The organism is Variovorax sp. ZS18.2.2, from assembly GCF_024701975.1.
Classification (GTDB): Bacteria; Pseudomonadota; Gammaproteobacteria; order Burkholderiales; family Burkholderiaceae_C; genus Variovorax.
The window spans coordinates 211,477-237,669 of record NZ_JANLNM010000008.1 but is presented as its reverse complement, the minus strand read 5'-3'; the positions used below and the strand labels follow the sequence as shown (position 1 = coordinate 237,669).

Here is a 26,193-nt window from a genome sequence, read left to right as displayed (position 1 = left end):
GGCCATTCACCAAAGCAGAAGGAGAGACATGTCTTCAGTAAGAACGGACAAAGAGGCATCCACGACCCTGGACGACGCCCTCAAGCCCACGAGCCGGGCCGTTGACGGCGATGCGGTCGTGCGAGCCCTCAAACCGGTTGCGGACGACGCACCGGAGGCCGAAACGACCGATGGCTTCCACCTGGTCATCGATGCGCTGAAGCTGAACGACATCGACACCATCTTCGGCCTCCCCGGCATCCCGATCACCGACCTGACGCGCATGGCGCAGGCCGAGGGCATGCGGGTCATTTCGTTCCGCCACGAACAGCACGCCGGCAACGCCGCGGCCGCCGCAGGCTTCTTGACGCAAAAGCCCGGCATCTGCCTCACGGTGTCGGCCCCCGGTTTCCTGAACGGCCTCACGGCGCTGGCCAACGCGACCACCAACTGCTTCCCGATGATCCTGATCAGCGGATCGAGCGAACGCGAAATCGTCGACCTGCAGCAGGGCGACTACGAAGAGATGGACCAGCTGGCCATCGCCAAGCCGCTGTGCAAGGCCGCCTTCCGCGTGCTGCACGCCGAAGACATCGGCGTGGGCATCGCCCGTGCCATCCGCTCGGCGCTCTCGGGCCGCCCCGGCGGCGTGTACCTGGACCTGCCAGCCAAGCTCTTCGCGCAGACCATGGACGCGGCCAAGGGCAAGGCATCGCTCATCAAGGTGGTCGATCCGGCACCGCGCCAGATCCCCGCACCCGACGCAGTGAAGCGCGCACTCGATTTGCTCAAGGGCGCGAAGAAGCCGCTCATCCTGCTGGGCAAGGGCGCTGCCTACGCACAGGCCGATGCCGACATCCGCGCACTGGTCGAGAAGACGGGTATTCCCTACCTCCCGATGTCGATGGCCAAGGGCCTCCTGCCCGACACGCACGTGCAATCGGCCGCGGCCGCACGCTCCTACGTGCTGCAGGAAGCCGACGTCGTGCTGCTCATCGGCGCGCGCCTGAACTGGCTGCTCTCGCACGGCAAGGGCAAGACCTGGGCCGAGGACAAGGGCGCCAAGCAGTTCATCCAGATCGACATCGCACCGACCGAGATCGACAGCAACGTGGCCATCGCCGCGCCGGTGATCGGCGACATCGGCTCCTGCGTCGCGGCGCTGCTCGGCGGCATCGATGCCAAGTGGGCCAAGCCGCCGGTCGAGTGGACCGGCGCCATCGCCGAGCGCAAGGACAAGAACCTCTCCAAGATGGCCGTGACGCTCGCCGCGCGCCCGTCGCCGATGAACTTCCACAGCGCGCTCAGCGTGATCCGCGACCAGGTCAAGGCCCGGCCCGACGCCATCGTGGTGAACGAAGGTGCCAACACGCTGGACTTCGCGCGCAGCATCGTGGACATGTACGAGCCGCGCAAGCGCCTGGACGTGGGCACCTGGGGGATCATGGGTATCGGCATGGGCTTCGCGGTCGCTGCCGCCGTGGTCACCGACAAGCCGGTGATCGCCATCGAGGGCGACAGCGCCTTCGGCTTCAGCGGCATGGAGGTGGAAACCATCTGCCGCTACAACCTGCCGATCTGCATCATCGTCTTCAACAACAACGGCGTGTACCGCGGCACCGACGTGAACGCGAGCGGCACCGCCGACGTGGCGCCCACCGTGTTCGTGAAGAACGCGCGCTACGACAAGCTGATGGAAGCCTTCGGCGGCGTGGGCGTCAACGCCACCACCGCCGACGAGCTGCAGAAGGCCCTGACCGAGGCCGTCGCCTCGCGCCGCCCGACGCTGATCAACGCCGTCATCGACGAAACCGCGGGCACGGAGAGCGGGCGCATCACGAGCCTGAACCCCGCCACGGCGAAGAAGAAGTAATTCCAGTTTTCAGCATTCAGACATCCAGGAGATATCACATGAGCGACAACAAACCCCTCAACGGCATCAAGATCATCGACTTCACGCACGTGCAAGCCGGCCCGGCCTGCACGCAGATGCTGGCCTGGTTCGGCGCCGACGTCATCAAGGTCGAGCGCCCGGGCTCCGGCGACGTCACGCGCTCGCAACTGCGCGACATTCCCGATGTCGACGCGCTCTACTTCACCATGCTCAACAGCAACAAGCGCTCGCTCACGCTGGACACCAAGCAGGCCGAAGGCAAGCTGGTGCTCGAGAAGCTGATCAAGGAATCGGACGTGCTGGTCGAGAACTTCGGCCCCGGCGCACTCGACCGCATGGGCTTCAGCTGGGAGCGCATCCAGGAACTGAACCCGAAGATGATCGTCGCCTCGGTCAAGGGCTTCAGCGACGGCCACCACTACGACGACCTGAAGGTTTATGAAAACGTCGCGCAGTGCGCAGGCGGCGCCGCATCGACCACCGGCTTCTGGGACGGCCCGCCCACCGTGAGCTCGGCGGCGCTGGGCGACAGCAACACCGGCATGCACCTGGCCATCGGCATCCTCACGGCCATCATCGGCCGCGAGCAGACCGGCAAGGGCCAGCGCGTGGCCTGCTCTATGCAGGACGCGGTGCTCAACCTCTGCCGCGTGAAGATGCGCGACCAGCAGCGTCTTGACCGCCTCGGCTACCTCGAGGAATACCCGCAGTACCCGCACGGCACCTTCAGCGACGTGGTGCCGCGCGGCGGCAATGCCGGCGGCGGCGGCCAGCCGGGCTGGGTGCTCAAGTGCAAGGGCTGGGAGACCGACCCGAACGCCTACATCTACTTCACCGTACAGGGCCACGCCTGGGCGCCGATCTGCGACGCCATCGGCAAGCCCGAGTGGAAGACCGACCCCGACTACATGACCGCCAAGGCGCGCCAGCCGCACATCACCGACATCTTCGCGACCATCGAAGTCTGGCTGAAGGACAAGACCAAGTTCGAGGCGGTCGACATCCTGCGCAAGTTCGACATTCCGTGCGCGCCGGTGCTGACGATGAAGGAACTGCTCAACGACGAATCGCTGCGTGCCAGCGGCTCGATCGTCGAAGTGCAGCACAAGGAGCGCGGCAGCTACTTCACCGTGGGCAGCCCGATCAAGTTCTCGGACCTGAAGCCCGAGATCACCGGTTCGCCGCTGCTGGGCGAGCACACTGAAGAAGTGCTGGCCGAGCTGGGCTACTCGAAGGCCCAGATCAGCAGCCTGCGCGAAGCCAAGGCCGTCTGAGGCCGTTGCAGCGAAAAAGAGAGAGCGGGAGCACACCTTGTCGTCATCGACCGTCGATCTGAACCAACTCGTTGCCGGGGCCGGCGACGCGATCATGGTCTGCGATGCCAAGGGTGCGATCACGCTGTGGAACAAGGCTGCCGAGCGCATCTTCGGCTTTACCGAAGCCGAAGCGCTCGGGCAGTCGCTGGACATCATCATCCCCATGCGACAACGCCAGCGGCATTGGGATGGCTATCACAAGACGATGGAAACGGCGGTCACCAAATACGGTGCCGACGTGCTGCGCGTGCCCGCGCTCCACAAGGACGGGCATACCCTTTCCATCGCCTTCACGGTCTCCATGCTGTTCGCCCAGGATCAACAGGTTTCAGGCATCGTCGCCATCGTGCGTGACGAAACCGCCCGCTTCGCCGAGGAGCGCAAATTGCGCGCCCGTCTGGTAGAAGTCGAAACCGCGACGAACAAATAAGACAGGAAAAACTGGAGACAGACGATGAGCAAGGCACTCGAAGGCGTTCGCATCCTCGACTTCACCCATGTGCAGTCGGGCCCCACCTGCACCCAGCTCTTGGCCTGGTTCGGCGCCGACGTGATCAAGGTCGAGCGCGCCGGCGAAGGCGACGCGACGCGCGGCCAGCTGCGCGACATTCCCGGTGTGGACAGCCTCTATTTCACGATGCTGAACCACAACAAGCGCTCGATCACGCTGGACACCAAGAACCCCAAGGGCAAGCAGGTCCTGGACACGCTGATCAAGACCTGCGACGTGCTGGTGGAGAACTTCGCGCCCGGCGCGCTCGACCGCATGGGCATCACCTGGGCGCATATCCAGAAGCTCAACCCGCGGATGATCGTCGCCTCGGTCAAGGGCTTCGGCCCCGGCAAGTACGAGCACTGCAAGGTCTACGAGAACGTCGCGCAATGCGCCGGCGGCGCCGCATCGACCACCGGCTTCGAGGACGGCCCCCCCGTCGTCACCGGCGCGCAGATCGGCGACAGCGGCACCGGGCTGCACCTGGCGCTGGGCATCGTCGCCGCGCTCTACCAGCGCAACAACACCGGGCGCGGCCAGCAGGTGCTCGCACCGATGCAGGACGCCGTGCTCAACCTCTGCCGCGTGAAGATGCGCGACCAGCAGCGGCTGGAGCGCACCGGCACCATGCACGAGTACCCGCAGTACCCCGACGGCAAGTTCGGCGACGCGGTGCCGCGCGCGGGCAACGCATCGGGCGGCGGACAGCCGGGCTCCATCCTGAAGTGCAAGGGCTGGGAGACCGACCCGAATGCCTACATCTACTTCATCACGCAGGGCGCGGTGTGGCCCGCGGTCTGCAAGGTGATCGGCGAGGAGAGCTGGATCACCGACGAGGCCTACGCCACGCCGGCCGCGCGCCTCTTGCACCTGAAGCCGATCTTCGCGCGCATCGAGCAATGGACCATGACCAAGACCAAGTTCGAGGCCATGGACATCCTCAACGAGTTCGACATTCCGTGCGGCCCGATTCTCTCGATGAAGGAAATCGCCGCCGACGAATCGCTGCGCGAGACCGGCACCATCGTCGAGGTGGACCACCCGACGCGCGGCAAGTACCTGACCGTGGGCAACCCCATCAAGATGTCCGACAGCCGGACCGAGGTGACACGGGCGCCGCTGCTGGGCGAGCACACGGAAGAGGTGCTGCGGCAATTGGGCTATGGCGTGGACGAAATTGCCATGCTGCGCACCGAGCGTGTGATTTGAATTAACAGCGCGCCGGCCGACCGATAAATAAAGTGTTTTTTGCAAATGGCGAAAGCCATTTGCAATGGACAACTGCGCCATTTTTTGCCAATTCACATATAACGCATGGCAAATGCATTCAATAAAATAGTTTAACTATTATTTATCGATCATCGAATCTACATTTTGATCATGCCGACCCGCCATCCATTTGTCGCCCGGCATTCAATTTCCAGGAGAAATTTCATGATGATCGATGATGCGCCCATTCAATACTGGAGCTCCGAGACGGAGCGCAACGCCTACAACGCGGCCTTCCACGAGCTGGGCCTGCGCTGGCACTGGGACCGCGAAACCTATTGCCAATTGCTGCGCCTGAGCCAGGACGGCCCGGAGCGCGTGTGCCATTACCTGAGCACGCACCAGGCGCATCTGCTGCGTGCCTATGACGCCAAATCGCTGGCCGAGGTGATCGAGCAAAAGAAGGAAATTCACCAGCAGCGCGAATTGAGCGAAGGCCTCGGAAGCCGGCGTTATTTCAATTGGGCCGAAAGCCACGGTGCCGAGATCGGCGCGTAATTGCCATGAATATCCACGAATACCAGGGCAAGGACGTATTGCGCAAATACGGCGTCACCACGCCCCGTGGATTCGCCTGCGCCTCGGCCGACGAAGCCGCCGACGCCGCCACCCGCCTGGGTGGCAGGGCCTGGGTGGTGAAGGCGCAGATCCACGCCGGCGGCCGCGGCAAGGGCGGCGGCGTGAAGCTCGCGTGGTCGGTCGACGAAGTGCGCCGGCACGCGAGCCAGATGCTCGGCATGACCCTGAAGACCCACCAGACCGGCCCTGAAGGCCGCGTGGTGAAGCGCCTGCTGGTGGAAGAGGGCGTCGAGGTCGACAAGGAGCTCTACCTCGGCCTGGTGGTCGACCGGGACTCCGGCCGCGTCGTGCTGATGGCATCGAGCGAAGGCGGCGTGGACATCGAGGACGTCGCGGCCCGCACGCCCGGAAAGATCCACAAGGTGTTCATCGACCCCGCCACGGGCCTGAAGGGCACCGAGGCCGACATCGTGGCGCGCAGCATCGGTCTCTCCGGCAAGTCGGTGATGCAGGCGCGCACGCTGATGCAGAACCTCTACCAGGCCTTCGACGCCTGCGATGCATCGCTCGCGGAGATCAACCCGCTGGTCGTGACGCGCGACGGCAACGTGATCGCGCTGGACGCCAAGTTCAGCTTCGATTCGAACGCGCTCTACCGCCAGCCCGAGATCGTGGCGATGCGCGACTTCGATGAGGAAGACCCGGCCGAGGTCGAGGCTTCGCGTTTCGATCTCTCGTACATCGCGCTCGATGGCGACATCGGCTGCCTCGTCAACGGCGCGGGCCTCGCGATGGCGACGATGGATGTGATCAAGCTCTACGGCGGTTCGCCCGCCAACTTCCTGGACGTGGGCGGCGGCGCTACGGCCGAGAAAGTGACGCAGGCCTTCAAGCTGATGCTGCGCAACCCGAACCTGCGCGCGATTTTGGTCAACATCTTCGGCGGGATCATGAAGTGCGACGTGATTGCGCGGGGCGTCATTGCGGCCGCGCGCGAGGTCGAGCTGTCCGTGCCGCTGGTCGTGCGCATGAAGGGCACGAACGAGAGCCTGGGTCGGACCATCCTCGCGCAATCGGGCCTGCCGATCATCACGGCCGACGACATGGCGGATGCCGCCCAACAGGCCGTGGCCGCGGCGCGGCGGAGGAACCACTGAAATGTCGATCCTCATCAACAAGCACACCCGCGTCATCACGCAAGGCATCACCGGCAAGACCGGCCAGTTCCACACCGCGATGTGCCGCGACTACGGCAACGGCCAGAAGTGCTTCGTCGCGGGCGTGAACCCGAACAAGGCGGGCAAGTCCTTCGACGGCATTCCGGTCTTCGGCACGGTGAAGGACGCGAAGGCCGAAACCGGCGCCACCGTGTCGGTCATCTACGTGCCGCCGCCGTTCGCAGCGGCCGCGATCGACGAGGCGGTCGATGCGGGAATGGAGCTGGTCATCTGCATCACCGAGGGCATCCCGGTGCGCGACATGATTCGCACGCGCCACCGCATGGAGGGCAGCAAGACGCTCTTGCTCGGGCCGAACTGCCCGGGGCTCATCACGCCCGACGAAATCAAGATCGGGATCATGCCGGGGCACATCCACCAGCGCGGGCGCATCGGCGTGGTGTCGCGCTCGGGCACGCTGACCTATGAGGCCGCGAGCCAGTTGGCGCGCTTCGGCATCGGGCAGTCGACGGTGGTGGGCATCGGCGGCGATCCGGTCGGCGGACTCAAGCACATCGATGTGCTCAAGATGTTCAACGACGACCCGCGCACCGACGCCGTGATCATGGTCGGCGAGATCGGCGGCAACGAAGAAGAGATTTGCGCGCGCTGGATCAAGGACCACATGCGCAAGCCCGTGGTCGGCTTCATAGCAGGCGCCACCGCACCGCCCGGCAAGCGCATGGGCCACGCGGGCGCCATCGTCTCCGGCGGGCGCGGCACCGCGCAGGAAAAGCTCGCGGTGATGAAGGAGTGCGGCATCCACGTGACGAGCAATCCGGCGGAGATGGGGAAGCTGCTCGCATCGCTTGTCATCCCTGACTACCTCCCGTTCGACTGATCGAGCCATCGATCCATCGAACGGCCTCGCAGATTTCAAGAAAGCACACAACAAATGAAACAGCAGCAATGGGTCCGCTTTGAAGACGCCGGCAAGACCACCTTCGGCACCGTCGAGGGCGATGCGGTGCACGAGCACCAGGGCGACATGTACGGCCGCTCCGAGCCCACGGGCCGCGTGTTCGTGCTCGCGGGCCTGAAGCTGCTCACGCCCAGCGAGCCCACGAAGGTGATCGCGCTGTGGAACAACTTCCACGCGCTCGGCGCCAAGCTGAGCCTGCCGGTTCCCGCGGAGCCGCTGTATCTGCTGAAGGCGCCCAACTCCTTCGCGGCGCACGGCGATGCGATCCGCAAACCGCTTTGTGAGGGCAAGGTGGTGTTCGAAGGCGAGCTGGGCATCGTCATCGGCAAGACCGCCACCGCCGTGGCCGAAGCCGACGCGCTCGACCACGTGTTCGGCTACACCTGCGCCAACGACGTGACCGTGGCCGACATCCTGAACCGCGATGCATCTTTCGCCCAGTGGGTGCGCGCCAAGGGCTTCGACACCTTCTGCCCCATGGGCCCCGTGGTGGCCACGGGCCTGGACCCGGCAACGCTCGTCGTGACCACAGTGCTCAACGGCGAGGAGCGCCAGAACTATCCGATCAGCGACATGCGGTTTTCCGTGCAGCAGCTGGTCAGCCTGATCTCGCAGGACATGACGCTGAACCCCGGCGACGTGATCCTGTGCGGCACCTCGGTGGGCGTCGGCTCGATGAAGCCGGGCAGCCAGGTCGAGATCGGCATCGAAGGCATCGGCAAGCTCTCCAACCGCTTCGGTTGAAACGGCGAACAAGGCAGCTTTCCGGCCTCGCGCAACGCATTCAAAACTACTGGGGATCGACATGAAGATAGCAGTCATCGGCGCAGGCGCCATCGGCGGCCTGGTCGGCGCGAAACTCGCGCTGGCCGGGGAGGACGTGACGTTCATCGTGCGCGGCGCGAACCTTGCGGCCATCAAGGCGAACGGCTTCAAGCTGATCTCGGCCGAAGGCGAAGAGCAGGTGGCGCGCAACGTGAAGGCCACCGACAGCTACGACGAGGCCGGCCCGCAGGACATCGTCATCCTCGCGATGAAGGCGCACCAGGTCGAGGCCGTGGCGAACGACGTGCCCAAGCTCTTCGGCCCCGAGACCATGGTCGTGACGATGCAGAACGGCATTCCGTACTGGTACTTCCACAACCACGGCGGTGCACTCGCGGGCACGCCGGTGCGCAGCGTCGACCCGACGGGGCTGGTGGGCGCGAAGGTGCCGGCCGAGCGGGTGATCGGCTGCGTGGTGTATCCCGCGTCGGAGCTCATCGCGCCGGGCGTGGTGAAGCACATCGAGGGCGATCGCTTCCCGGTCGGCGAGCTCGACGGTTCTTCTAGCGAGCGCGTGAACCGCGTCTCGGCCTGCTTCACCGGCGCGGGCTTCAAGGCGCCGGTGCTGGACAACATCCGTGCGGAGATCTGGCTCAAGCTGTGGGGCAACCTCACCTTCAACCCGATCAGCAGCCTCTCGCATTCGACGCTGGTCGACATCTGCCAATACCCGCCGTCGCGCGACCTCGCCGCCGCAATGATGCGCGAGGCCCAGGCCGTGGCGCACAAGCTGGGCATCGAGTTCCGCGTGACGCTGGAAAAACGCATCGCCGGCGCCGAGAAGGTCGGCAAGCACAAGACCTCGATGCTGCAGGACGTCGAAGCCGGCCGTGCACCCGAGATCGATGCGCTGGTGGGCGCGGTGGTCGAGCTGGCCCGGCTCACCGACACATCGACGCCGCACATCGACACCGTGTACACGCTGGTGAAACTATTGGCGCGCACGATGGAGGACCAGCGCGGTCAAGTTCGCCTCCGCGAGATCGCATGACAAGAAAGAACAACACCCCATGAGACGCACACGCAGCGCAAAGATCGTCGCCACGCTCGGCCCGGCTACGCCCGACGAGCAAGCCATTCGCGCGCTGTTCGAGCGTGGCGTTGATGTCTTCCGGCTGAACTTCAGCCACGGCTCACAGCACGACCATGCGCGCCGGCTGGAGGCCATCCGCCGGCTCGAAAAAGAGTTCGGCCGGCCCATCGGCGTGCTGCTCGACCTGCAAGGGCCGAAGCTGCGGCTGGGCACCTTCGAGGGCGGACGCACGTTGCTCGAAGCGGGCGCGCGCTTCCGTCTCGACATGGACACGAAGACGAACGGCACTCATCGCCGCGCGCCGCTGCCGCATCCGGAAATCTTCGCGGCGCTGCAGGCAGGAACCGATCTGCTGCTGGACGACGGCAAGCTGCGCCTGCGCGTGGAAAGCCACGGCGCCGATTTCGCGGAGACCACCGTCATCGTCGGCGGGCCGATCTCGGACCGCAAGGGCGTCAACGTGCCCAGCGTGCTGCTGCCGATTTCGCCGCTCACGCCGAAGGACCGCGACGACCTGGACTTCGGGCTCTCGATGGGCGTGGACTGGGTGGCGCTCTCGTTCGTGCAAAGACCTGAAGACATCACCGAGGCGCGCGAGATCATCGGCAAGCGCGCCTGGATCATGGCCAAGCTCGAGAAGCCCGCCGCCATCGAGCACCTGGACGGCATCGTCGCGCTGGCCGACGGCATCATGGTCGCGCGCGGCGATCTCGGCGTGGAGTTGCCGCCCGAGCAGGTGCCCGAGCTGCAGCGCCGCATCGTGCGTGCCTGCCGCCAACACGGCAAGCCGGTGGTGGTGGCCACGCAGATGCTCGAATCGATGATCGCGGCGCCTGTGCCCACGCGCGCCGAAGTGTCCGACGTGGCGACCGCCATCTACGACGGTGTCGATGCGGTGATGCTCTCGGCCGAATCGGCCTCGGGAAAGTACCCGCTCGAAGCGGTCGGCATGATGGACCGCATCGTCGCGCGCGTGGAGGCCGACCCGTCGTACCGCACCGGCATCGACGCCACGCACGATGCGGCGCTGTCGACCACGGCCGATGCCGTGTGCGCCTCGATGCGCCAGGTGGCCGCGCTGCTTGCGCCGGCCGCCACCGTGACCTACACCTCCTCGGGCTTCACCAGCCTGCGCGCCGCGCGCGAGCGGCCCGCGGTGCCGATCCTGAGTCTCACGCCCGACGTGGCGGCCGCGCGCCGCATGGCGATGGTGTGGGGCGTGCATGCGGCGCTCGTGGACGACGTGCACGACGTGGCCGAGATGATCGACTGCGCCTGCCGCACCGCGCAGGCCGAAGGCTTCGCGAAAGCGGGCGACGACGTGGTGGTGGTGGCGGGGTTGCCCTTCGGTTTGTCGGGCACGACGAACCTGTTGCACGTCGCACGAATTCCGGGTTGATGCCCGGTGGCTGAGAGGGGCTCGCGCGCTACGATGGCCTTTCGATTGCAGCCCCACTTTCCCTCCCGATGAAGCATGCGACCCTGCGCCAGTTGAAGGTCTTCGAGGCGGTCGCGCGGCTCTTGAGTTTTTCGAGAGCGGCGGAGGAGCTTCACCTCACGCAGCCCGCGGTTTCCACACAGGTCGCCAAGCTCGAGGAGCATGCGGGCAATGTGCTGTTCGAGCAGTTCGGCAAGAAGATCTTCCTCACGCCCGCGGGCGCCGAGCTGTTGCAGATCAGCCGCGCGATCATCCAGCAGTTCGAAGCGGCCGAGAACGCGATGATGCAGTTCAAGGGCGTCTCGGGCGGCAAGCTCAACGTGGGTGTCATCAGCGCGGGCGACTACTTCTTTCCGCGCCTCCTGGTGGAGTTCGCGAGCCGCCATCGCGGCGTGACGCTGAACTTCACCGTGCACAACCGCGAGGGCCTGCTGACCCACATCGCGGAGAACCTGACGGACCTCGCGATCATGGTGCGGCCGCCCACCGATCTGGACACCGCGAACCAGGCCTTTGCTCCGCACCCCTACGTGATCGTGGCGTCGCCGACGCATCCACTGGTGGGCGTGCCGGGCATTCCGCTGAAGCGTTTGATGCGCGAGCCGTTCGTGGTGCGCGAGAAGGCATCGGACACCTGGCACTCGATGGAAGACGGCTTCGGGCGCGAGCTGGAGCACATCAACATCGCGATGGAGATCCGCAGCACCGAGACGATCAAGCAGGCGGTGATCGCGGGCATGGGCGTGAGTTTTGTCTCGGCCCACACCATCAGCCAGGAGTTGAAGGCCGGGAGCCTCTGCGTGCTCGACGTGGAAGGTTTTCCGCTGATGCTCAACTGGTACGTGGTGCATCGCCGCACCAAGCGCCTGCCGCCGGTGGCGCAGGCCTTCAAGGACTTTCTGCTGAGCGATGGCGCGTCGCTGATCTCGCAGATCGTGCCGTTCAAACCGCTGCCATCACAACAGCAACCCTGAAAAACAAAAGAGCGCATGAAGCGCTCTTTGTCTCTGGGGCGGGGCACGATCAGTTAGTTGGTCAGTGCGCTGCGGACGTTCTTGCGGTGTTGCACGAGTGCGGCGCGGGCTGCCTTGTACATGATCACGATGGGCATCGCGGCGACCAGGTCGCGCAGGGCTTCGTCGTTGGTGGCGGTGGAGGGCGATGCGTTGCGGATCGCGCGGGAGTCGAGGGTGGTGTTGCTCATGGAAATGCTCCTGAAGATTTGAATCAAAAAGACTGAAGGGATTACCCGCAATTTTAGGGTTTACCCTAGACGATCGCAAACGCTGATTTCGCGTTTCTTGACCTAGGTCAATTTTTCTCCTGATGGATGTGGGTTGCAAGCACGCGAAGTACGCCGTTGTTCGGGGCGGGTGCGCAGGCCACCGGGTACTCCCCTCCGCGAATGTCCCCCCGCCTTCGGCTCCTCCTCGATTTCGCTGCGGGGAGCACCCGATGCCCTGCGCACTCGGACGCGCTCTGTGCGAACAGCCGATCAACCACTGCTCTGAAAGCGCCCACCGTCGGCGCGAGTGCAGCCCCGAAAAAGCGGCGCCAAAAAACAAGCAACACAAGCGCATGCAGATGTTCGATTGCTAGGGATATCACGGGGGTCCCAACAACTCGCGATTCGTGTGAACTTGACTGCGGTCAAGAGTTTTTGAGTCGTGCCGTCCGACAGTCATCCACGCGCAAAAACAAGTGATTCAGTTCTCTTTTTCACTCGACTGATTGCGTCGTTTTTCCCGAGACCGTCGGACTCATCAAAACATTAAGGACAACGCCATGACTCGGCCAACAACCACGATTGCGGGTTCCAACCCCGCGATATATCCACCATCGGATTCCACCCACGGTGTCACCGCCCAACGATCCGAGGCGTACCGATGGGGACAGTTGCTGATCGGCATCGTCTGCATGGCGATGATCGCGAACCTCCAGTACGGCTGGACCCTCTTCGTCAACCCCATCGCTGAAAAACACGGCTGGAGCCGCGCCGCGATCCAGGTGGCCTTCACGATCTTCGTGCTCACCGAAACCTGGCTCGTGCCAATCGAGGGCTACCTCGTCGACCGCTTCGGCCCGCGCCCCGTGGTGCTCGTGGGCGGCGTGCTCTGCGGCCTCGGCTGGGTGCTGAATTCGTTCGCCGCTTCGCTGCCGATGCTTTACTTCGCAGCGGCCGTCGGCGGTATCGGCGCAGGTGCGGTGTACGGCACCTGCGTGGGCAATGCGCTCAAGTGGTTCCCCGATCGCCGGGGCCTCGCAGCGGGCATGACCGCCGCAGGCTTCGGCGCCGGCTCGGCGCTCACGATCATCCCGATCTCCGTGATGATCAAGACCAGCGGCTACGAGTCTGCGTTTCTCTATTTTGGGATCGGTCAGGGCATCATCGTCTTCGCCCTGGCCTGGTTGCTCACCCGCGCACCCGACCACGTGAAGGCGGCATCGAGCAGCCGCAACGTGCAGCAGTCGCAACGCGACTACGCGCCGTCGGAGGTGCTGCGATCGCCCATCTTCTGGGTGATGTACGCGATGTTCGTGATGGTGGCGGCCGGCGGCCTCATGGCCACCGCGCAGCTCGCGCCCATCGCGCAGGATTTCAAGATCATGGATGTGCCGGTCAACATCATGGGACTGGTATTGCCCGCACTGACCTTCGCGCTGGCCATCGACCGCGTGCTCAACGGCCTGACGCGACCCTTCTTCGGCTGGGTCTCCGACAAGATCGGTCGCGAGCAGACGATGTTCATCGCGTTCGCGCTCGAAGCGGTCGGCATCCTGGCGCTGTACCACTACGGCCAGAACCCGATCCTCTTCGTGCTGCTGACCGGCATGGTGTTCTTCGCCTGGGGCGAGATCTACAGCCTGTTCCCATCCACTTGCGCCGACACCTTCGGCTCCAAGTACGCCGCATCGAACGCCGGCATGCTCTACACCGCGAAGGGAACGGCCTCGCTGCTGGTGCCGCTCTCCAGCGTGCTTGCCGCATCCACCGGCAGCTGGCATGCGGTGTTCATCGTCGCGAGCGCGGTCAATGCCGCGGCCGCGCTGATGGCCTGGTTCGTGTTGCGCCCGATGCGCCGCAAGCACATCGAGAAGAGCCGTCTGGCGTCCTGATCCCATCGCTCTTCATCAGCGAAGGCCGATGCGCGAGGCGCGCGAGCGCAGCACATCGGCCCGCCACGGGTCGGTGGCTTCGAGGGTGTCCGCCGCGACCTGCAAGGCGCGCATCTGCTCGACGTCCTCGATGATCCTGCGCGGACTCAGCAAGGCTTCGGCGAGCATGCAGGCCTCGTCGATGAGCACTTTGAACGCGTCGGCAAAGCGACCGGATACGTTCGCACCGAGTGACTGGCCAAGGATGGGCATGGGGAGCTCCTGGAGTGTGTTGGTAGTAACCCTATCTTCCATGCTCGCACCGAACAAGTAAAACGAGATTAATTGCCAATTGAATGCAAACATATTGCATTCAAAGAGGGCGCCTCGATGGACATCAACCTGGCCCGGACCTTTCTCGAGATCGTCGAGACGCGCAGCTTCCAGCGCGCCGCCGAGCGCCTGCATGTGACGCAGACCTCGGTGAGCGCACGCGTGCGAACCCTCGAGGAGCTGCTGCGACGCAAGCTCTTCGTGCGCAACAAGGCCGGCGCGGCGCTCACGCCTGCCGGTGAGCAGTTCCTGCCGCACGCCACCACGCTGGTCCAGGTCTGGGAGCGCGCGCGCCACCAGGTCGCGGTGCCCGATGGCAGCCAGGCCGTGCTCGCGGCCGGCTGCGAGATCAGCCTGTGGGATCCACTGCTGCTGCGATGGCTGCTGTGGCTGCGCAGGACCGTGCCGCAGCTCGCGATCCGCACCGAAGTGGGCCTTCCGCACGACCTGCTCGACAAGGTGGCGGCGGGCGTGCTCGACGTCGCCATCGTCTATGCGCCGCAGCAGCGGCCCGGGCTGCGCGTGGAGCTGCTGATCGAGGAGAAGCTCGTCATGGTCACCACCGCCAAACACCCTCGCATGCCGCGGCCGGCGGACTATGTCTATGTCGACTGGGGGCCGGAGTTCGCGGCGCAGCACGGCCTGGCCTTTCCCGAACTGTCCAACGCCGCGGTGAAAGCCGGCCTGGGGCCGCTGGGCCGCGAGTATCTGCTCGCCGCTGGCGGCACCGGCTACTTCCGGCTCGACGTGGTGCGCAGCCACCTGGAATCGGGGCAGCTGCACCGCGTGCCGAACACGCCGGAGTTTCTCTACCCTGCGTATGCGGTCTACGCCGTGGGCGCCGATCCGGCCATCGTCGATCCGGCGCTCGCGGGGTTGCGCGAAGTGGTGAGCACCGCTTCCAGGCTGGCTGTCGGCAGCGCCGCCGGAAGGCCTTGATTCTCGGGAAATTGACCTGAGTCAAGGTCTTTGCCACCGTATTCCCCGACAGTGCCCTCCAGAGCGGGAAACCGCAGTTTTTCCTAGGGCAATCGGCAGTGTCTGCGAGCGTGCTTCGGTCGTAGGATGAAAAAGCCGGGACAACGAGACCACGATGAATAAAAACCCGGTAAGGAGCGCCGCATGAACGAAGTGGGCCGACACGCCACGATGAGCGAATCCGATGAACTGGCCGCGGTGCGCCAGGTGCTGATCGAGCGCGCGGAAGAACCGGGGGCGTTGCTCCCGATCCTTCACGACGTGCAGGACGCGCTGGGCTACATCCCCGCGCACACCGTGACCACGATCGCCGAGGGCGTGAACCTCTCGCGCGCCGAAGTGCACGGCGTCATCACCTATTACCACCACTTCCGCTCCGCACCTGCGGCGCGCCATGTGATCCAGATCTGCCGGGCCGAGGCCTGCCAGGCGATGGGCGCCGATGCGCTGCTGGCCCACGCCGAACTGCGCCTGGGCTGCAGCGCGCACGGCCATTCGAAGGACGGCAACTTCACGCTGGAGCCGGCCTTCTGCCTGGGCCTCTGCGCCTCGTCGCCCGCGATGACGATCAACGAAGAACCGCACGCGCGCATGACGCCGCGTTCGTTCGACGCGCTGGTGGCGCAATACGGAGACTGCGCATGAGCGGCCTCACCATTTATGTGCCGCGCGATTCGGCAGCACTGGCGGTCGGCGCCGAGCGTGTGGCCGAACGTATCGCGCAGGAAGCTGCCATTCGCGGCGTGTCTTTCGGCATGGTGCGGAACGGCTCGCGCGGCCTGTTCTGGCTGGAGCCAATGGTCGAGGTGAGCACGCCTGCCGGGCGCGTGGCCTACGGCCCCGTGACCATCGACGACGTGGCCGACCTGTTCGATGCCGGCTTCGCCGAAGGCGCGCAGACGCATCCGCTGTCGCTTGGCCTGACCGACGAGATTCCGTACCTGAAGAAGCAGGAGCGCCTGACCTTCGCGCGCATGGGCATCACCGATCCCGTGTCCGTCGCCGACTACGAGGCGCACGAAGGCTATGCGGGCCTGCGCCGCGCGCTGGGCCTCAAGCCCGAAGAAGTGGTGCAGCAGGTGCTCGACTCGGGCCTGCGCGGCCGTGGCGGCGCAGCGTTCCCGGCCGGCATCAAGTGGAAGACGGTGATGGCCACGCCGGCCGCGCAGAAGTACATCGTCTGCAATGCCGACGAAGGCGACTCGGGCACCTTCTCCGACCGCATGACGATGGAGGGCGACCCGCTCATGCTGGTCGAAGGCATGACCATCGCGGGCGTTGCCACCGGCGCGACCAAGGGCTATGTCTACATCCGCTCCGAATACCCGCACGCCATCGCGACGATGAACGAGGCGATCCGCGCGGCCGAGGCTGCCGGGTTCCTGGGCGAGAACATCCTCGGCTCGGGCCAGACCTTCTGGCTCGAAGTGCGCAAGGGCGCGGGCTCGTATGTGTGCGGCGAAGAAACCGCGCTGCTCGAAAGCCTGGAAGGCAAGCGCGGCATCGTGCGCGCCAAGCCGCCGCTGCCGGCCATCACCGGCCTCTTCGGGAAGCCGACGCTCATCAACAACGTGATCACGCTCGCGAGCGTGCCGCTGATCCTCGCGCGCGGTGCCGAGTACTACCGCGACTTCGGCGTCGGCCGTTCGCGCGGCACGCTGCCGATGCAGCTGGCCGGCAACATCAAGCACGGCGGGCTGGTCGAGAAGGCCTTCGGCGTCACGCTGCGTGAACTGCTGTACGACTATGGCGGCGGCTCCGCCTCGGGCAGGCCGATCAAGGCGGTGCAGGTGGGCGGGCCGCTCGGCGCGTACCTGCCCGAATCGCAATGGGACCTGCCGCTTGACTACGAGGCCTATGCGGCCGTGGGCGGCACGGTGGGCCATGGCGGCATCGTGGTGCACGACGACACGGCCGATCTTTCGAAGCTCGCGCGCTATGCGATGGAGTTCTGTGCCATCGAGTCGTGTGGCAAGTGCACGCCGTGCCGCATCGGCTCGACCCGCGGCGTGGAGGTGATCGACAAGATCCGCGCGGACAACAAGCGCGTGGAGCACGTCATCCTGCTGCGCGACCTGTGCAACACCATGGTCCACGGTTCGCTGTGCGCCATGGGGGGCATGACGCCGTTCCCGGTGCTGTCCGCACTCGACCATTTCCCACAGGACTTCGGTCTCGTGGTTCCCGATCGCAAGGCTGCTTGAACGCAACGCATCGCGCGCCGCACAGCACAAGCAGCAGGAGACAAGAAAACATGCTCGACCATCTGAAAGAAATCGACTACGGCACCCCCAAGCGCGAATCGACGCGCGAAGTGACGCTGGAGATCGACGGCAACGAAGTCACCGTGCCCGCGGGCACCTCGCTGATGCGCGCGGCCGTGGATGCCGGCATCAACGTGCCCAAGCTCTGCGCCACCGACAGCCTGGAGCCCTTCGGCTCGTGCCGCCTCTGCCTGGTCGAGATCGAGGGCCGCAAGGGTTTCCCGGCCTCGTGCACCACGCCGGCCGAAGCCGGCATGAAGGTGCGCACGCAGACGCCCAAGCTGCAGGACCTGCGCAAGGGTGTGATGGAGCTGTACATCTCCGACCACCCGCTCGATTGCCTCACCTGCTCGGCCAACGGCAACTGCGAGCTGCAGGACATGGCGGGTGTCACGGGCCTGCGCAACGTGCGCTACGGCTTCGACGGTGCGAACCACCTGAAGGACCAGAAGGACGAGTCGAACCCGTACTTCACCTATGACCCTTCGAAGTGCATCGTCTGCAACCGCTGCGTGCGCGCCTGCGAGGAAACGCAGGGCACCTTCGCACTGACCATCAGCGGCCGCGGTTTCGAGTCGCGCGTGTCGCCGGGCCAGGACGAAGCGTTCATGGATTCGGAGTGCGTGAGCTGCGGCGCCTGCGTCGAGGCTTGCCCGACGGCCACCTTGCAGGAGAAGTCGGTCATCTGGCTCGGCCAGCCCGAGCACAGCATCATCACCACCTGCGCCTACTGCGGCGTGGGCTGCGCCTTCAAGGCGGAGATGAAAGGCAACGAGGTCGTGCGCATGACGCCGTGGAAAGACGGCAAGGCCAACGAAGGCCATTCCTGCGTGAAGGGCCGCTTCGCCTGGGGCTACGCGACCCACCAGGACCGCATGCTCAAGCCGATGATCCGCAAGAACATCAGCGACCCGTGGCAGGAAGTGAGCTGGGACACCGCCCTCAACTACGCGGCGGGCGAATTCAAGCGCCTGCAGGCCAAGTACGGAAAGGACTCCATCGGCGGCATCACGTCGTCGCGCTGCACGAATGAAGAAACCTACCTCGTGCAGAAGCTGGTGCGCGCGGCCTTCGGCAACAACAACGTCGACACCTGCGCCCGCGTGTGCCACTCGCCCACGGGTTACGGCCTGAAGCAGACGCTGGGCGAATCGGCCGGCACGCAGACCTTCAAGTCGGTGGAGAAGGCCGACGTGATCATGGTGATCGGCGCCAACCCGACCGATGGTCACCCGGTGTTCGCCTCGCGCATGAAGAAGCGGCTGCGCGAAGGCGCCAAGCTGATCGTGGTCGATCCGCGCCGCATCGACATCGTGAAGTCGCCGCATGTGAAGGCTTCGCACCACCTGCAGCTCAAGCCCGGCACCAACGTGGCCGTGGTCACCGCGCTCGCGCACGTCATCGTGACCGAAGGGCTCACGGCCGACGCCTTCATCGCCGAGCGTTGCGACACCGCCTCGTTCGCCGCCTGGAGAGACTTCGTCGCGCAGCCCGAGCAATCGCCCGAGGCCACCGAGAAGGCCACCGGCGTGCCGGCCGCCGAGATGCGCGCCGCGGCCCGCTTGTTCGCCAGCGCCGCCAACGGCGCGATCTTCTACGGCCTGGGCGTGACCGAGCACAGCCAGGGCTCGACGACCGTGATGGGCATCGCCAACCTCGCGATGGCCACCGGCAACGTGGGCCGCGAAGGCGTGGGCGTGAACCCGCTGCGCGGCCAGAACAATGTGCAGGGCGCGTGCGACATGGGCTCGTTCCCGCACGAGCTGCCGGGCTACCGCCATGTGTCGGACAGCACCACGCGCGCGTCGTTCGAAGCGGCCTGGGGCGTGACCATCGATCCGGAGCCGGGCCTGCGCATTCCCAACATGTTCGACTCCGCCATCGGTGGCGGCTTCAAGGGCCTGTATTGCGAGGGCGAGGACATCGTTCAGTCGGACCCCAACACGCAGCACGTGGCCGCGGCCATGATGGCGATGGAATGCGTGGTGGTGCAGGACATGTTCCTCAACGAAACCGCCAAGTACGCGCACGTGTTCCTGCCGGGCTCCTCGTTCCTCGAGAAGGACGGCACCTTCACCAATGCTGAGCGCCGCATCTCGCGCGTTCGCAAGGTGATGCCGCCGAAGGCGGGCCTGGCCGACTGGGAAATCACGGTGAAGCTCGCACAGGCGCTGGGCTACCAGATGGACTACAAGAGCCCCGAAGACATCATGGCCGAGATCGCCGCGCTGACGCCGACCTTCCACGGCGTGAGCTACAAGCGCCTGGACGAACTCGGCAGCATCCAGTGGCCCTGCAACGACGACGCGCCCGACGGCACGCCAACGATGCACATCGACACCTTCGTGCGCGGCAAGGGCCGCTTCATCGTCACGCAGTACGTGGCGACGGACGAGAAGGTCACGCGCAAGTTCCCGCTGCTCCTGACCACCGGGCGCATCCTGTCGCAGTACAACGTGGGCGCGCAGACGCGCCGCACCGACAACAACCTGTGGCACGGCGAAGACCGGCTGGAGATCCATCCGCACGATGCGGAGGAGCGCGGCGTGAAGGACGACGACTGGGTCGGCATCCAGAGCCGCGCGGGCGAGACGGTGCTGCGCGCCACGGTGTCCGAGCGCATGCAGCCGGGCGTGGTCTACACCACCTTCCACTTCCCCGAGTCGGGCGCCAACGTGATCACCACCGACAACTCCGACTGGGCCACCAACTGCCCCGAGTACAAGGTGACGGCGGTGCAGGTGATGCCGGTGATGCAGCCCTCGACCTGGCAGCAGGAGTACAGCCGCTTCAACAAGACGCAGATCGACCTGGCGACGGCTGGCGCGCTGCCGGAAAAGCGCAACGAGACGGTTCCGGCCAAGTAGGCAGCAGGAAGGAACGGGCATGAACATCGCCACCCTGCCGGCCGTCGAAGGCGCCGACACCTTCTGCGAAGGCGCGCTGCTGCTGCCGGTGCACGGCGTGCGCGGCGGCGAGGCCTACGCGGTGCAGGACTGGGTGGCCGAGGAAGTGCCTGTGGCGCTGGAGTTCAACGGCATCTCGCACGCGGTGATGCTCGCGACGCCGCTGGACCTGGAAGACTTCGCGCTCGGCTTCTCGCTGAGCGAAGGCATCCTCGATGCGGCGCACGAGCTCTATTCGGTGGAGATTGCACCTTCGGATCTCGGCATCACGGTGCGGCTGCAGGTGTCGAGCGCCGCGTTCACGCGCTTGAAGCAGCGGCGCCGCACGATCGCGGGCCGCACCGGCTGCGGCCTGTGCGGTACCGAGAGCCTGGCGCATGTGTCGCGCGAACTGCCGGTGCTCGGCGATGCCGCAGTGGCGCTGGAGCGCCAGGCCATCGCCCGCGCGATGTCGCAGTTCCAGTCGCTGCAGACGCTGCAACAGGCCACCGGCGCGGTGCATGCGGCGGCGTGGTGTTCGGCGGCGGGCGAGGTGATGTGGCTGCGCGAAGACGTGGGCCGCCACAACGCGCTCGACAAGCTCATCGGTGCGCTCGCGAGCAACGACATCGATGCGTCGGCTGGCTTCATCGCCGTCACCAGCCGCGCGAGTTTCGAGATGGTGCAGAAGACCGCGATGGCGGGCGTGCCGTTGCTCGCGGCGGTGTCGGCGCCGACCTCGTTCGCGGTGGCCACGGCGGAACGCGCGCGGCTCACGCTGGTCGGCTTTGCACGCAAGGACGACCTGGCCGTCTACAGCCACCCCGGGCGCGTGGCGACGGGCGGGCAGGAACTCACATCCACATCGACCGGACGCCGCGCGCACTGACGCGTGCGACCGGCAGTTTCATTTCTTCAAAGGCAGTGCATGCACGACCACGATCCGACGGCGCAACTGGTCAAGATGGCCAACCAGATCGGCAGCTTCTTCCAGGCCCAGTCGCCCGACAATGCGACCCTGTCGACGAACGCGATCGCGGCGCACCTGAAATCGTTCTGGGCGCCGAGCATGCGCGTGCAGCTGATCCGCGCGCTCGAAGCGGGTGGCGCGACGCACCTGATGCCGATCGTGGCGTCGGCGGTGCGCAGCCATCGCGCGAACCTGCTGCCGGGCGGGGCCGTCGAGCTGGCTGAAAAGAAAGAGCAGTTTCCGCCGGGTGGCGGCGACGCGGGCTAGGCTACGTCGAGTCAGGTGGGGCTGCTGCGCCTCATCTGTTGCTGCTCGGTGTACGACTTGAGCAGCGCCTCGTAGCAAAGGCACAGCGGCATCGCGATGAACACCATGCCCGCCACGTAGATCACCAGGCTCATCACGGGAAACTCGTCGCCGCCCCAGTGCGGAATCGACGTACCGATCGCAAGGAGGGCGATGACCGCGATCACGACGTGCAGCGCGCTGCGCACGCGCGTGATCCGTTGCGATGCCGGCGGGTCGTACGTCTGACGGTCCGATACCGGAATCGGGCTGTGGCCGCCCTTGTCTCCATCATTTTTCATCGTCGCTCCTCAGTGAAGGCGTCAATGAATTGTTAACTCCGCATTTGGCCCGGTCAAGATCGAAGTCCCTTGCTTTTGGACCGGTCCGGCGTGCTTTACGGATCAGTCGTACTTCACCGTGTAGATGAGGTCGAGCCCGCTCGTCTGGCCCGCCTGTCCGCGCAGCGTGAGGCGCTGTGTGAGGTCGTAGAAGATGAAGAGCGTGCCGAAGGTGCCGCCCAGGCTGCGTTCGTAGGTCACGTAGAAATCCTTCGACAGCCGCTTGCCCAGCGTGACCGCCGATTCGCGCAGGTCGCCGCCGCTGCCCGGACCCTTGAAGCCGAGTTCATCGAGCCCGAAGCGCCCCGCGAGGCTGCCGCCGCTGCCACTCTTGCCGATCTTGCCCAGCACCGCGAGCGCGGCCTGCTGCAGCAGTGCCGACTCGCCGCCGCTGGTGGCCGAGGCGCGCCCGAGGATCACCCAGGAGAGCGTTTCCGCATCGGACAGCGCGGGCTCCGAATAGAGCTTCACGCGGGGCGACTGCGCGCTGCCCGAGATCTGCACGCCCGCGCGCTGCGAGATGTTCGGGCGGATCGCGAGGATGTCCAGCTGTGGGTTGTCGAAGGGGCCGTTGAAACGCGCCACGCCGGTTTCCACGTCGAGCTGCTGGCCGTAGGCGCGGTACTGGCCCTTCACGGTCTTCACCTCGCCGGCGATGCGCGGCGGCGCATTGAGCTTGGTGCTGCGAATCTCGAGGTCGCCTTCGAGCCGCGTCGTGATGCCGCGGCCCTGCACCGCGAAGTCGTCGCCGAGGTCGAAGTTCACGACGATGTCGGGCGGCTTCGCGGTCTGCGGCTTGGCGGCCTGTGCATCGACGCGGGCCGATTCGCGCTGCGCGGCCTCGGCGGCCTCGCGGTCCCTGGCGGCCGAGCGCACGACGACGTCGGTACCGAGGCTGGGCGCGGTTTCGTCGGGCAGGATGATCACGGCGCGGTCGGTCTTGAGCTTGCCGCGCACGGTGAACTGGCCGTTGTCCAGCCGCGCCTGCAGGTCGCCCGAGAGCGTGACCTGCCGGTCGGTGCGCACCAGCACGCGCAGCGCGCGCAGATCGCCTTGCAGGGCCATGCGGATGCTCGGCGTGGCGGTGCCCGGTGCGGCACCCCAGCTCATGTCGCCGCGCGCCGAGAGCGAGCCGCCGTCGGTGTTCGCTTCGCTCGCCGCGGTGCTGCGGTTGCCGCTCTGGCCGCCGATGCGGGCCGAGCTGCCGGCGCCGCCCTTGAGGGTGAATTCGGTGATCTCGATGCGCTCGCCGGTGAGGCTGGCGCGCAGGCGCCCGTCGCTCAGGTCCAGCCCTTCGACCGGTGCGCGTAGCGCGAGCTTGTCGGCGCCGAGCGTGCCGTTCCAGCGCGGCGCCGTGCGGTTGCCTGAGAGCGTGGCGTTGGCGTCGAGCGTGCCGGCGATGCGCCAGCCCGGCGGCGCGAGCATCGACCACACGCCGAGGTTCGGCAGCGTGGCCTTGATGGTGCCGCCGAGTGGTGCATCAGCAGCCCACTGCCAACCGCCTGCGCGTTGCTGCACGCGCGTGTTCAGGTCCGCGTTGATCTGGCCCGCGCGTTCGCTGTCCCATGCGAGCGTGGCGCGGACGGCGTCGCCCTGTGCGTCGAGCTTCAGTTCGGCCTGACGCAGGCCGGCCGGCGTGCTCGGCGTCTCTGCGCCGGTGCTGGCGGAATTCATCGTGCGTTCGCTCGCGGTGCCGGTCCCGGTGCTCGTGATGCGGGTGACCAGCGCGGCCTCGCCGGCCTGCACGCGGATGTCGCCGCTCTGGCGCGCGATGCGGGCCTTGGCGCGCAGCGTGTCGCCGGCGTCGATGTCCCAGTCGCCGTCGAACATCAGGTCGCCGCTGATGCCCAGTTCGCTCAGCGTTGAGCTCGCCCCGAAGGCGCCGGCCCAGGCCATCGGCAGGCCCTGCATCTGGCCCTTGGACTGCACGCGGAACACCTTGTTCGGCGCTGCGCCGCTCTGGCTGAAGCGCAGCGGCTGCCAATCGATGCGCACGGTGCCGGGCACGGGGCCGCGCAGCGTGGCCGAAGCGGCGGAGGCTTCGACATCGAGGCGGGCCGGGTTGCCGCCGGCGCGGATGGTGGCGGTGACTTCGCGGCTCAGCTCCACGATCCACGGGTTGCCGGGGCGGGCGCTGTCCTGTGCCTGCAGGCGCAGGCTGGCGAGGGCCGCGCGCCACTGGTTGGCACCGGCAATGCCGCCGCTGGCGCGGGTGTCGAGCGTGATCTTCTGGGTGCCGGTGGTGGCTTCGCCTCTCAGCGTGAGCGCGGCTTGCGCCAGGCTGCCGGAAAGATCGGCCTGCAGTTCGCGCAGCTGCACCGCGGTGGCGGTGCCGCCCGGCTGTGCGGCCGGCAAGTTGAGGTCGAGGCGGGGCACGGTGAGCGCGGCCTTGAGCGTGGGCTCCGCGATGCCGCGCTGCGCGGGTGCGTTCGCGTTCTCGATGCGGCGCTGGATGGTCTGCCAGCCGCCTTGCCAGCTCGCATCGAGCCGCGCCGAGCCCTTGGCCGTCGTGCCCGCGAACACGCCCGAGAGACTGGGCAGGCCTTCGACCCAGCGCTGCAGGGTGTCGGCATCGTCGATGCGCGCCTTGATGTCGCCTGCGCCTGCGTCCGGCGCGATGCGGCCTTCGAGCTGCGCGCCGCCGCCGGGCAGCACGAGGTTGAGCTTGCCGCTCGCGGCCTGCTCGGCCACGCGCACCTGCAGCTTGCCGTCGACGCTCGCGCGCTGGGCCTCGATGCGCAGCGTGCGCAGGTCGAGCACCTGGTCTTTCCACTGGCCCTGCGCCAGTGCGCGGTCGAGCGCGAAGCCGGGCAGCGACTTGCTGCCCGCGCCGCCTTCGGCCTTGAGCGACGCATCGAAGCTGATGGTGTCTTCGCGCTGCTGCGCCGTGACCTGGCCGCTGACGGGCGCACCGGCGAGTTCGCTGTGCAGCGCGCCGGGCCGCACGCTGCGCACCGTGGCGCGAATCTGCCACGGCGCGGGCGCGGGGCTCCAGCGGCCTTCGGCATCGATGCGGCCGCCGCCGGCGCGCACGGTGGCTTCGGGGATGGTCCAGTTGGTGCCGTCGAAGTCGACGCGGCCTTGCACCTGTTCGACCGGCAGCTTCGATTGATCCCACGGGCCGGGCAGGGCATTGCGGATGTCGGCCGAGGCTTTCCACGCGGACGCACCCGCGTCCGCATCGGGTTCGACCGAGACAGTGCCGGTGAGCTGGGTTTCGGGCGCGCCGGGCCAGAGGCTCGACGCATCGACATTGCTGAGGTCGGCCTTGGCATCGATCACCGGTTGCGGCAGCCAGGGCGCGATCTGCGCCTGCAGCTTCGCCTCCATCGGCGCATCGGCGTTCTCTTCGGCGGGCTTGAGTTCGGCGGCGACCTGCAGGCGCGCCGCGGTGCCGGCGAGCGTGCCCTTCACCGTCGCCTGCGCGATCACGTCGATGTTGTGGTCCTCGGCGAGCGGCGCCTTCACGCGGCCGTCGAGTGCCGCATCGATCGCCATCGGCGCGGGACCTTGCAGCTTGACGCGCGCGCTGTAGTGGCCGTCGGCGATGTCGACGCCCTTCACTTCGAGCGCGTGCTCGGCGGACTTGTAGACGTAGCTGCCGGTGAGGTTCTTCGCTTCCAACACCGGGGGGCCGGCCCAGCGCAGTTCGTCGATGCGGAAGGGCACATCCACGTCGACCGGCAGCACGAGCTGTTCGAGCGGTTGGGTGGGCTCTTCGCTCGGGGGCCCGCGCTTCTCGATCAGCACCTGCTTCGCATGCACCTCGCCGAGCTGCACCTTGCGCTGGAAGAGCGGCGCGAGCTGCCAGCCGATGGTGGCGTCGTTCACCTCGACGGCGATGCTCTCGCTCTGGTACTTGAGCCAGCCGATGTGCCCGCCGGTGCGGAGCGACCCGGTCACGTCGCGGCTTTCGAGCGTCTGGCCCGCGGGGAGGCGCTGCGCCGCCTGGGCGAGTGCGAAGGCGAGTGAGGTGTTCGAGCCCAACCACCACCACGCGCCCGCGCCGAGCAGCAGCACGGCGAGGAACAGGCCCGCGAATGTCCATGCCAGCGCGCGCATCGCACGGCGCGCGCGCGAGCGCTTGACGGCGGGTTGCAAGGGAGCGGAGACGGCTTCTTCGTTCGACATCGTGC

22 protein-coding genes are annotated in these 26,193 nt (G+C 66.5%); 18 read left to right on the top strand and 4 right to left on the bottom strand.

Going from position 1 to position 26,193, the window contains the following annotated elements:
- Positions 1 to 28: 28 nt before the first annotated feature.
- From oxc to NU688_RS26555, 11 genes are all read left to right on the top strand, one after another.
- A complete protein-coding gene (oxc, locus tag NU688_RS26605; protein WP_257863872.1) occupies positions 29 to 1,852 on the top strand; it encodes an oxalyl-CoA decarboxylase in 1,824 nt (607 codons plus the stop codon).
- A 38-nt stretch (positions 1,853 to 1,890) separates the two neighbouring features.
- Positions 1,891 to 3,147, top strand: coding sequence for a formyl-CoA transferase (gene frc / locus NU688_RS26600; protein ID WP_257863871.1), 1,257 nt, complete (start codon positions 1,891 to 1,893; stop codon positions 3,145 to 3,147).
- A gap of 37 nt (positions 3,148 to 3,184) precedes the next feature.
- Positions 3,185 to 3,619: a PAS domain-containing protein gene (locus tag NU688_RS26595; RefSeq protein WP_257863870.1), complete on the top strand. Its 435-nt coding sequence runs from the start codon at positions 3,185 to 3,187 to the stop codon at positions 3,617 to 3,619.
- A gap of 24 nt (positions 3,620 to 3,643) precedes the next feature.
- On the top strand, positions 3,644 to 4,891 hold the full coding sequence (frc, locus tag NU688_RS26590) for a formyl-CoA transferase (RefSeq protein ID WP_206175485.1): 1,248 nt from the start codon (positions 3,644 to 3,646) through the stop codon (positions 4,889 to 4,891).
- Between the two features lie 225 nt (positions 4,892 to 5,116).
- On the top strand, positions 5,117 to 5,449 hold the full coding sequence (locus NU688_RS26585; RefSeq protein ID WP_308340328.1) for a hypothetical protein: 333 nt from the start codon (positions 5,117 to 5,119) through the stop codon (positions 5,447 to 5,449).
- 5 nt (positions 5,450 to 5,454) lie between these two features.
- Positions 5,455 to 6,627: an ADP-forming succinate--CoA ligase subunit beta gene (sucC, locus tag NU688_RS26580; RefSeq protein ID WP_257863869.1), complete on the top strand. Its 1,173-nt coding sequence runs from the start codon at positions 5,455 to 5,457 to the stop codon at positions 6,625 to 6,627.
- A gap of 1 nt (position 6,628) precedes the next feature.
- A complete protein-coding gene (gene sucD, locus NU688_RS26575) occupies positions 6,629 to 7,528 on the top strand; it encodes a succinate--CoA ligase subunit alpha (RefSeq protein WP_257863868.1) in 900 nt (299 codons plus the stop codon).
- Positions 7,529 to 7,582: 54 nt separating this feature from the next.
- On the top strand, positions 7,583 to 8,353 hold the full coding sequence (locus NU688_RS26570) for a fumarylacetoacetate hydrolase family protein (RefSeq protein ID WP_257863867.1): 771 nt from the start codon (positions 7,583 to 7,585) through the stop codon (positions 8,351 to 8,353).
- Positions 8,354 to 8,414: 61 nt separating this feature from the next.
- Positions 8,415 to 9,425 (top strand): 2-dehydropantoate 2-reductase, encoded by a 1,011-nt coding sequence (locus NU688_RS26565; protein WP_257863866.1) that lies wholly within the window; start codon positions 8,415 to 8,417, stop codon positions 9,423 to 9,425.
- A gap of 19 nt (positions 9,426 to 9,444) precedes the next feature.
- Positions 9,445 to 10,866 carry a pyruvate kinase gene (gene pyk, locus NU688_RS26560; RefSeq protein ID WP_257863865.1) on the top strand — a complete coding sequence of 474 codons (1,422 nt, stop codon included), beginning with the start codon at positions 9,445 to 9,447 and terminating at the stop codon, positions 10,864 to 10,866.
- 68 nt (positions 10,867 to 10,934) lie between these two features.
- Positions 10,935 to 11,879 carry a LysR family transcriptional regulator gene (locus tag NU688_RS26555; RefSeq protein ID WP_257863864.1) on the top strand — a complete coding sequence of 315 codons (945 nt, stop codon included), beginning with the start codon at positions 10,935 to 10,937 and terminating at the stop codon, positions 11,877 to 11,879.
- A gap of 53 nt (positions 11,880 to 11,932) precedes the next feature.
- On the opposite strand, the gene NU688_RS26550 is transcribed toward NU688_RS26555, so the two are convergent.
- Positions 11,933 to 12,109 carry a hypothetical protein gene (locus tag NU688_RS26550; RefSeq protein ID WP_257863863.1) on the bottom strand — a complete coding sequence of 59 codons (177 nt, stop codon included), beginning with the start codon at positions 12,107 to 12,109 and terminating at the stop codon, positions 11,933 to 11,935.
- A gap of 581 nt (positions 12,110 to 12,690) precedes the next feature.
- Between NU688_RS26550 and oxlT the strand changes: the two genes are divergently transcribed.
- On the top strand, positions 12,691 to 14,022 hold the full coding sequence (gene oxlT / locus NU688_RS26545) for an oxalate/formate MFS antiporter (RefSeq protein WP_257863862.1): 1,332 nt from the start codon (positions 12,691 to 12,693) through the stop codon (positions 14,020 to 14,022).
- Between the two features lie 15 nt (positions 14,023 to 14,037).
- Here the strand turns inward: oxlT and NU688_RS26540 are convergent, their stop codons facing one another.
- Positions 14,038 to 14,274, bottom strand: coding sequence for a hypothetical protein (locus NU688_RS26540; RefSeq protein WP_257863861.1), 237 nt, complete (start codon positions 14,272 to 14,274; stop codon positions 14,038 to 14,040).
- Positions 14,275 to 14,391: 117 nt separating this feature from the next.
- On the opposite strand from NU688_RS26540, the gene NU688_RS26535 reads away from it, so the two are divergent.
- From NU688_RS26535 to NU688_RS26510, 6 genes are all read left to right on the top strand, one after another.
- A complete protein-coding gene (locus NU688_RS26535) occupies positions 14,392 to 15,273 on the top strand; it encodes a LysR family transcriptional regulator (protein WP_257863860.1) in 882 nt (293 codons plus the stop codon).
- A gap of 183 nt (positions 15,274 to 15,456) precedes the next feature.
- Positions 15,457 to 15,957 (top strand): formate dehydrogenase subunit gamma, encoded by a 501-nt coding sequence (locus tag NU688_RS26530; RefSeq protein ID WP_257863859.1) that lies wholly within the window; start codon positions 15,457 to 15,459, stop codon positions 15,955 to 15,957.
- A complete protein-coding gene (locus tag NU688_RS26525; RefSeq protein WP_257863858.1) occupies positions 15,954 to 17,516 on the top strand; it encodes an NADH-quinone oxidoreductase subunit NuoF in 1,563 nt (520 codons plus the stop codon). The genes NU688_RS26530 and NU688_RS26525 overlap by 4 nt, the downstream gene beginning before the upstream one ends.
- A 50-nt stretch (positions 17,517 to 17,566) precedes the next feature.
- Complete coding sequence (gene fdhF / locus NU688_RS26520) at positions 17,567 to 20,443, top strand: formate dehydrogenase subunit alpha (RefSeq protein ID WP_257863857.1); 2,877 nt, start codon at positions 17,567 to 17,569, stop codon at positions 20,441 to 20,443.
- A gap of 19 nt (positions 20,444 to 20,462) precedes the next feature.
- Positions 20,463 to 21,350: a formate dehydrogenase accessory sulfurtransferase FdhD gene (gene fdhD / locus NU688_RS26515; protein ID WP_257863856.1), complete on the top strand. Its 888-nt coding sequence runs from the start codon at positions 20,463 to 20,465 to the stop codon at positions 21,348 to 21,350.
- Between the two features lie 39 nt (positions 21,351 to 21,389).
- Entirely contained in the window at positions 21,390 to 21,698 is a 309-nt protein-coding gene (locus NU688_RS26510) for a formate dehydrogenase subunit delta (RefSeq protein WP_257863855.1), read from the top strand.
- Positions 21,699 to 21,709: 11 nt separating this feature from the next.
- Here NU688_RS26510 and NU688_RS26505 read toward each other — a convergent pair whose 3' ends face one another.
- Together NU688_RS26505 and NU688_RS26500 are read right to left on the bottom strand one after the other, a co-directional pair.
- Positions 21,710 to 22,018 carry a hypothetical protein gene (locus NU688_RS26505; protein ID WP_257863854.1) on the bottom strand — a complete coding sequence of 103 codons (309 nt, stop codon included), beginning with the start codon at positions 22,016 to 22,018 and terminating at the stop codon, positions 21,710 to 21,712.
- A 102-nt stretch (positions 22,019 to 22,120) separates the two neighbouring features.
- Positions 22,121 to 26,188, bottom strand: a complete 4,068-nt coding sequence (locus NU688_RS26500) for a translocation/assembly module TamB domain-containing protein (protein WP_257863853.1) — start codon at positions 26,186 to 26,188, stop codon at positions 22,121 to 22,123.
- Positions 26,189 to 26,193: the final 5 nt, after the last annotated feature.